The sequence below is a fragment of the Photobacterium lucens genome, assembly GCF_009873615.1.
In the GTDB taxonomy this organism is placed as follows: Bacteria; Pseudomonadota; Gammaproteobacteria; order Enterobacterales; family Vibrionaceae; genus Photobacterium; species Photobacterium lucens.
The window spans coordinates 1-3,316 of the sequence record NZ_SSMG01000036.1 but is presented as its reverse complement, the minus strand read 5'-3'; the positions used below and the strand labels follow the sequence as shown (position 1 = coordinate 3,316).

Below are 3,316 nucleotides of genomic sequence, written 5' to 3'. Positions count from 1 at the left end.
ATGTAATAGTGAGTATTAAAAAATACTGCTCTATATTTAAACAAAAATCTCGTTTTCAGCTTTATTTGCTTTATTTTTAATCGGTTAATTGCGAAAACTAAGTATTTGCCGGATCGAGATAAAAACTATCGTATATAGTTGATACTAATTCTTGTTTGAACGTTATAGTGTCAAACAAATTGATTATTTGGTCGTTCTATAAACGCAACGTTAGGTAGAACCATTCACCAAGGAAAATAAGAATGACAGAGCAGACGTCTACACAGCCTACCGCAAAATACCGTTCTGATTACCGTAAGCCTGATTACACCATTACGGATATCGATTTAACGTTTGATCTTAATGACACCAAAACCCAAGTAATAGCACAAAATAAAGTGGTTCGTATGGGTGATAATGCTGATGCGAAATTAGTGTTAGACGGTGATGAATTAGAATTGGTCAGTGTTACTGTTAATGGTGAAGCATGGTCAGCGTATGTGAAAGAAGATGGACATTTAGTGTTATCAGACCTTCCGGCTGAATTTGATTTAACTATCGTAACTATGATTAATCCTGAAGCTAACACGGCTTTAGAAGGTTTATATAAGTCAGGTGGTGGTTTCTGTACTCAATGTGAAGCTGAAGGTTTCCGTCGTATTACTTACTACCTTGATCGTCCAGATGTGCTTGCGCGTTTTACTACTAAGATCATTGCAGATAAAACAGCATTTCCTTTCTTATTAAGCAATGGCAACCGTATTGCCGAAGGTGATTTAGATAATGGTCGCCACTGGGTTCAATGGCAAGACCCATTCCCAAAACCATCTTACCTTTTCGCGCTAGTCGCCGGTGACTTTGACGTTTTACGTGATAACTACACCACAATGAGTGGTCGTAACGTAGAATTAGAAATCTTCGTTGATAAAGGCAACCTTGATCGCGCTGATTACGCAATGACTTCACTGAAAAACTCAATGAAGTGGGATGAAGAGCGCTTTGGTCTTGAATACGATTTAGATATCTACATGATTGTGGCCGTTGATTTCTTCAACATGGGCGCAATGGAAAACAAAGGCCTTAATGTCTTTAACTCTAAGTTTGTATTAGCCAATCCAAAAACAGCAACGGATACTGATTATCAAGGTATTGAAGCTGTGATCGGTCACGAATATTTCCATAACTGGACAGGTAACCGCGTGACTTGTCGTGATTGGTTCCAGTTAAGTTTAAAAGAAGGTTTAACCGTATTCCGTGATCAAGAGTTCTCATCAGATCTTGGCTCTCGTCCGGTAAACCGTATTGCTAATGTACGCATTGTACGTGGTCCTCAGTTTGCAGAAGATCGTGGCCCAATGTCACACCCAATTCGTCCTGAAAAAGTCATTGAGATGAATAACTTCTACACATTAACTGTGTATGAAAAGGGTAGCGAAGTGATCCGCATGATGCACACCTTATTAGGTGAAGCGAACTTCCAAGCAGGTATGAAGGTGTACTTTGAACGTCATGATGGCACAGCAGCAACCTGTGATGATTTTGTTCAAGCAATGGAAGATGCATCAGGTATTGATTTATCTTGTTTCCGTCGTTGGTATAGCCAAGCGGGTACGCCTGTTGTAACAGTAGAAACGGCTTATGATGCAGATAACAAGAGTTACAGCGTCACTGTTAAACAGCAAACACCACCAACAGCAGGACAGGAAGAGAAACTACCGCTGCACATTCCATTTGATATCGAGCTTTACGATAGCAAAGGTGAAGTCATTTCACTGCAATCTAACGGTAAGCCTGTTCACAACGTATTAGATGTAAAAGAAACAGAGCAAACTTTCGTATTTGAAAATGTTGCTGAACAACCTGTGATTTCCATGCTTCGTGAATTCTCAGCGCCAGTGATCTTAGAATATGACTATTCTGATCAAGAATTGATCTTCTTGATGATCCACGCACGTAATGAGTTTGCACGTTGGGATGCTGGTCAAATGCTACTAGCGAAATACATTCGTAAAAACGTTGCAGCGGTACAAGCAGGCAATGCTGTTGAACTACCAGAAGCGGTTGTAGATGCATTCCGTGGTGCATTACTTGATGAAAATCTAGATCCAGCGTTTATTGCCGAAATGCTAACTCTGCCAAGCGAAAATGAAATTGCGGGTTGGTACAAGCAAGTGGATGTGGATGCGATCAATACGGTTGTTGGTGCGTTAACTCAAATCTTAGCGACTGAAATGGAAGATGAGTTACTGGCGATTTATCGTAGCCTAGCGCAATCTGCATACAGCTTAGATCATGCTGCAATGGCAAAACGTGCGTTACGTAACAAGTGTTTATCTTACTTAGCACATACAGCAACAGGCAATGATTTGGTGACTGCTCAATATGCTGCTGCAGATAATATGACAGATACCATGGCAGCGATGTCTGCGGCTAACAATGCCCAATTGGCTTGTCGTGAAGCACAAATGGCTGATTTTAGTGATAAGTGGACGCATGATGGTCTAGTGATGGATAAATGGTTCATGCTGCAAGGTACAAATCCTGCTGAAAACGCATTGGAAAATGTACGCAACACCATGAATCATCCTGCTTTTAGCTTGAAGAACCCGAACCGCACCCGTAGTTTGGTAGCAAGTTTCTGTGCCAATAACCCAGTACGCTTCCATGCTAAAGATGGTTCAGGTTATGCGTTCTTAACTGAAATTCTAACGGCGTTAAACACCAGTAATCCACAAGTGGCTTCACGCTTAATTGAACCATTCTTGAAGTATCGCCAATACGATGAAGCACGTCAGCTATTAATGCGTAGCGAGCTTGAGAAGTTAGCGGCATTAGACAACTTAGCAAAAGATCTGTTTGAGAAAGTGCAAAAAGCGCTTGAGCAATAATCTGTGATTAGCTAAAACTAAAGCCAAGTAATTCAACATTGTTGATGCTTGGCTTTTCTTTTAATAGTAAATGGATATATACAGTACGGAACATGCGCAGTTTTATTTTTCGAGTAAATATTACCTACCAAATTTTTTTTCAACATTATTCAGGCGCCGCCAGCAGTGTGGTGGTGATGACCGAAAACGGCTTAAAACTTCAACTTCCAGCGGTAAGACTACGACCGTTTCTAACTCAAATGGGGGTAAAAGGACGCTTTCAAGTGGCTGTTGATGAGAATAATAAGCTCACTACGTTAACCAAACTTTCTGATTAGTTTGTACTTTTGGCTGTATTAAGTCCCACTCATTTTCCAATCCTATTTAATAAAGATACATATCATTAGCAAAATGCAGTGTTGTATTTTTTTCGAAACACCTGCCTGAAAATCCCTATCTATACTTTTATA

General features: G+C 40.3%; 2 protein-coding genes. Both read left to right on the top strand.

Annotated features, from left to right (window positions below):
- Positions 1–242: 242 nt before the first annotated feature.
- Complete coding sequence (gene pepN / locus E5A76_RS02760; protein ID WP_161118031.1) at positions 243–2,867, top strand: aminopeptidase N; 2,625 nt, start codon at positions 243–245, stop codon at positions 2,865–2,867.
- A gap of 92 nt (positions 2,868–2,959) precedes the next feature.
- Positions 2,960–3,184, top strand: coding sequence for a DUF2835 domain-containing protein (locus E5A76_RS02755; RefSeq protein ID WP_161118030.1), 225 nt, complete (start codon positions 2,960–2,962; stop codon positions 3,182–3,184).
- Positions 3,185–3,316 lie beyond the last annotated feature (132 nt).

Excerpts from the sequence above, each read along its gene's own strand:
- pepN (WP_161118031.1), top strand. The coding sequence starts at position 243 with ATGACAGAGCAGACGTCTACACAGCCTACCGCAAAATACCGTTCTGAT.
- E5A76_RS02755 (WP_161118030.1), top strand. The coding sequence starts at position 2,960 with ATGCGCAGTTTTATTTTTCGAGTAAATATTACCTACCAAATTTTTTTT.